Annotated in this window: 2 tRNA genes, 2 rRNA genes and 1 pseudogene (1 of these 5 running past the window's edge); 4 read left to right on the plus strand and 1 reads right to left on the minus strand. The window is 55.4% G+C overall.

What is annotated here, in order from left to right:
- Positions 1–50: 50 nt before the first annotated feature.
- Positions 51–398: pseudogene (locus tag FNJ47_RS38405) on the minus strand (hypothetical protein); the annotation flags it as partial.
- Between the two features lie 1,009 nt (positions 399–1,407).
- Here FNJ47_RS38405 and FNJ47_RS38410 point away from each other — a divergent pair.
- The 4 genes from FNJ47_RS38410 to FNJ47_RS38425 form a co-directional block, all read left to right on the plus strand.
- Positions 1,408–2,898, plus strand: a 16S ribosomal RNA gene (locus FNJ47_RS38410).
- A gap of 209 nt (positions 2,899–3,107) precedes the next feature.
- Positions 3,108–3,184, plus strand: a tRNA-Ile gene (locus tag FNJ47_RS38415).
- A 111-nt stretch (positions 3,185–3,295) separates the two neighbouring features.
- Positions 3,296–3,371: transfer RNA gene (locus tag FNJ47_RS38420), tRNA-Ala, on the plus strand.
- Between the two features lie 430 nt (positions 3,372–3,801).
- Positions 3,802–5,000 (plus strand): 23S ribosomal RNA (locus FNJ47_RS38425) (it continues 1,647 nt past the right edge of the window).
- Together the 16S and 23S rRNA genes with 2 tRNA genes alongside form the textbook arrangement of a ribosomal RNA operon.

Here is a 5,000-nt window from a genome sequence, read left to right on the forward strand (position 1 = left end):
CCGGGATGATCGATCTCGGTCACGAACCGCCGCTTTCAGTCGACGGCACCGAGGCTGCGGGAGGCGGAAGATTCGCTCGGCGGCGGCAGGCGGTCACCCTTGTGCAGGCTGACGACGCGATCATTGCCGGTAAAGGCGCCGCGTAGCGCGCCTTCGACGCGCTCCGGCACCTTGGCGAAGGTCATCTCGCCGTCGAGCGACGCAAAAACGGCGCCGCCGATCAGGGCCGCGCCACATAAGCCAGTCAGAATGGTGCCGCTGAACCATTGAACGGAGACACGGCGGCGATCGATCACCGCAGCCTCGGTGCCGTCGACTGAAAGCGGCGGTTCGTGACCGAGATCGATCATCCCGGTCTCGCGCCCAATGCCGCTTCCGCGTGACGCCCGTTGGCTCAACCCTGTATCCCCCCAAATTCCAGCAACTGCGATCGTCCTCTGCTCGTCCTCATCTCCACCTCGCTCCCTCCGAGAGGGAATTCGGCAGCGTGGCGAGCCACACGCATCGAAGTCGAAGAGACGAAGGCCATTCGCTGGCCGCGATCCCGAACGTCAATGGTGTGCAGATCTCTCGATATTGCTCGGCCGTGCAGGGAAGAGGCGACGGGTTCTTGGAGAAAATCGCCTGGTCCCTCAGAAAAACCACCCGTGCCCCCACAGGTTACGAGCGGTTCAGTGCATGTCTTATAGCCAGAACGTCGCAGGATTGTGGCTCAAGTGCGGCATTTAGGGTGGAAAAGTTTCCTGAAGCAGGTCCATGCCGCCGCCCCGCCTGGAGGGGCTCGGAACCCGTCCGGAAGGGGCTGACGGGCCCTCCGGCGACAAACTTTTTTTCAAGTTTTTTACCACGCGCGCTGGGTGGCGAATTTTTACCTCCGACCTAAGCCACGGAAAGAACGTGAATTTCTTCGCGCTGCACAAGCGATTTCGGCGTGCGACGATTTGTTGACAATGGCCGTTGACAATCCCGAGGGGTGGGGACTATAAACCAACCACTGAGCGCGGCGCCGCCGGGTCACTGACCAAGGCGAGCGAACGCGCCACTGATGCTCCTCACCTCGTTGATGAGTGACACAACAGCCGACATAAATCGGTTGAGGTTCACTGTCGGTCGGTGAAGGGTAGAACCACCCTCCAAGGGTGTGGGGTCATCGGATCCCGGGCTGTTTGACAAGTGAAGATGAAGAAAGAGAAACGTGGACGGCGGAGTCCTTGCGTCTCTCGGAAAACTTGAAAGCTTCGGCTTTTGACTTCTGAGAGTGGACGAAAGACTTCGGCGGTACACGTTTTAAAGGTTACACCATCGTTGCCAGCGATGTGAATCGTCGGCAGCTCATCGGCTTCGGTCGGTGAAGAATGGTGGGACCTCGTCAAACGTTGTGATCAGCCGGTTCAAAGGTTTCAAGTCCAACTTGAGAGTTTGATCCTGGCTCAGAGCGAACGCTGGCGGCAGGCTTAACACATGCAAGTCGAGCGGGCATAGCAATATGTCAGCGGCAGACGGGTGAGTAACGCGTGGGAACGTACCTTTTGGTTCGGAACAACACAGGGAAACTTGTGCTAATACCGGATAAGCCCTTACGGGGAAAGATTTATCGCCGAAAGATCGGCCCGCGTCTGATTAGCTAGTTGGTGAGGTAACGGCTCACCAAGGCGACGATCAGTAGCTGGTCTGAGAGGATGATCAGCCACATTGGGACTGAGACACGGCCCAAACTCCTACGGGAGGCAGCAGTGGGGAATATTGGACAATGGGCGCAAGCCTGATCCAGCCATGCCGCGTGAGTGATGAAGGCCCTAGGGTTGTAAAGCTCTTTTGTGCGGGAAGATAATGACGGTACCGCAAGAATAAGCCCCGGCTAACTTCGTGCCAGCAGCCGCGGTAATACGAAGGGGGCTAGCGTTGCTCGGAATCACTGGGCGTAAAGGGTGCGTAGGCGGGTCTTTAAGTCAGGGGTGAAATCCTGGAGCTCAACTCCAGAACTGCCTTTGATACTGAAGATCTTGAGTTCGGGAGAGGTGAGTGGAACTGCGAGTGTAGAGGTGAAATTCGTAGATATTCGCAAGAACACCAGTGGCGAAGGCGGCTCACTGGCCCGATACTGACGCTGAGGCACGAAAGCGTGGGGAGCAAACAGGATTAGATACCCTGGTAGTCCACGCCGTAAACGATGAATGCCAGCCGTTAGTGGGTTTACTCACTAGTGGCGCAGCTAACGCTTTAAGCATTCCGCCTGGGGAGTACGGTCGCAAGATTAAAACTCAAAGGAATTGACGGGGGCCCGCACAAGCGGTGGAGCATGTGGTTTAATTCGACGCAACGCGCAGAACCTTACCAGCCCTTGACATCCCGGTCGCGGACTCCAGAGATGGAGTTCTTCAGTTCGGCTGGACCGGAGACAGGTGCTGCATGGCTGTCGTCAGCTCGTGTCGTGAGATGTTGGGTTAAGTCCCGCAACGAGCGCAACCCCCGTCCTTAGTTGCTACCATTTAGTTGAGCACTCTAAGGAGACTGCCGGTGATAAGCCGCGAGGAAGGTGGGGATGACGTCAAGTCCTCATGGCCCTTACGGGCTGGGCTACACACGTGCTACAATGGCGGTGACAATGGGATGCTAAGGGGCGACCCTTCGCAAATCTCAAAAAGCCGTCTCAGTTCGGATTGGGCTCTGCAACTCGAGCCCATGAAGTTGGAATCGCTAGTAATCGTGGATCAGCACGCCACGGTGAATACGTTCCCGGGCCTTGTACACACCGCCCGTCACACCATGGGAGTTGGTTTTACCTGAAGACGGTGCGCTAACCCGCAAGGGAGGCAGCCGGCCACGGTAGGGTCAGCGACTGGGGTGAAGTCGTAACAAGGTAGCCGTAGGGGAACCTGCGGCTGGATCACCTCCTTTCTAAGGATGATCCTTCAGCGAGCTCACGCTCACTATCGGATCGTTTTAGAAACATTCAGGGGCCAGCAATTTCAGGATTGTTGAGCTCCATTGGCGGGATTTCGCCGTCTTCGTTTCTCTTTCTTCGCGGACGAACACGCGCCAGGGGCTGAGCGCTGTGCGTCGCACCGATGCAAGTCGGGTGCGCGCCGGCATGTCTCTCGTGTTAGGGGCTTGTAGCTCAGTTGGTTAGAGCGCGCGCTTGATAAGCGTGAGGTCGGAAGTTCAAGTCTTCCCAGGCCCACCAGCCTTCGCGCTTCGCTGCTTCGGCTAGGCAGGCCTTTCAAGATGAAGGCTGCTGCGCCGTAGCTTTGGCGAAGGCGAGCGGGTATCAACAATGCGCTTCGTCTTCTGGTACGGGGCCATAGCTCAGCTGGGAGAGCGCGTGCTTTGCAAGCATGAGGTCGTCGGTTCGATCCCGTCTGGCTCCACCAGATGGAATTGAAGCTCGACAATGCGCCTTGTGCAGGAGCTCTGTTCAAATCGTCCGCGAAACATCACTTCGCACTCATTGGTCCGGATGGACGGTGACGTGCGTGTTTTCTGACATCGTAAAGAGGAGATCGATCCGAGTTTGGATCTGCGAAGCAATTCGCGGGTACCATTCCTAATCTCCAGATCGTTTTCGGCGCTCGCGCATCGAAATTCATCGCAAGATGAGTGAGGTGAGCGAGTTGTAAAACGATCTTTGTAGCGAAGCTTGACCGCCTCGCTATCGGGCCGATCTTACGAAGCAAGCTGGTCTTTCTAGTCAATGTCCGGCTGTGCAATCGCATTCATCGAGGATGCACGCCTGAGACTTCGGTCTTCTGGCAGTTGTACAGACAACATTCTGCCGAGTGTGTGGACATTGATAATGAGAGCAATCAAGTGCCTTAAGGGTGTTCGGTGGATGCCTTGGCGCTGAGAGGCGATGAAGGACGTGCTACGCTGCGATAAGCCGTGGGGAGCTGCGAAGAAGCTTTGATCCACGGATTTCCGAATGGGGAAACCCACCTTCGATAGCTGGAACTCCAAGATCTCCGATCTTGGGGTTTGGACAGTCATGTTTGAGACCAAGCCGCGAGGTTTTGGATTTCCAGTTATCAAGTGAAGGTATGAGACTTCCGAATAAAATAGGAGGTTTTAAGCAAACCCAGGGAACTGAAACATCTAAGTACCTGGAGGAAAGGACATCAATCGAGACTCCGTTAGTAGTGGCGAGCGAACGCGGACCAGGCCAGTGATACATCAAAGACAATCGGAACCAGTCAGGAAAGCTGGGCCTCAGAGGGTGATAGCCCCGTACGAGTAATGCGATGATGTATCCACGAGTAAGGCGGGACACGTGTAATCCTGTCTGAACACGGGGGGACCACCCTCCAAGCCTAAGTACTCCTCAGCGACCGATAGCGAACCAGTACCGTGAGGGAAAGGTGAAAAGCACCCCGACGAGGGGAGTGAAATAGACCTGAAACCGGACACCTACAAACAGATGGAGCCCAAGATACGTTCTGGGTGACATCGTACCTTTTGTATTATGGGCCAGCGACTTAATTTAACGAGCAAGCTTAAGCCGATAGGCGAAGGCGCAGCGAAAGCGAGTCTGAATAGGGCGTCAAGTTCGTTGTATTAGACCCGAAACCTAGTGATCTAGCCATGAGCAGGTTGAAGGTGAGGTAACACTCACTGGAGGACCGAACGGGTGTCTGTTGAAAAAGACTCCGATGACTTGTGGTTAGGGGTGAAAGGCCAATCAAACTGGGAAATAGCTGGTTCTCCGCGAAAGATATTTAGGTATCGCCTCGGATGAATACCTCAGGGGGTAGAGCACTGGATGGGCTAGGGGGACTTACCGTCTTACCAAACCCAACCAAACTCCGAATACCTGAGAGTACTATCCGGGAGTCACACGGCGGGTGCTAACGTCCGTCGTGGAGAGGGAAACAACCCGGACCTACAGCTAAGGCCCCTAATTCGTGGCTAAGTGGGAAAGGATGTGGAAATCCCAAAACAACCAGGAGGTTGGCTTAGAAGCAGCCATCCTTTAAAGAAAGCGTAACAGCTCACTGGTCTAAATAAGG

This window comes from Bradyrhizobium uaiense (assembly GCF_010811875.1).
GTDB lineage: Bacteria > Pseudomonadota > Alphaproteobacteria > Rhizobiales > Xanthobacteraceae > Bradyrhizobium > Bradyrhizobium uaiense.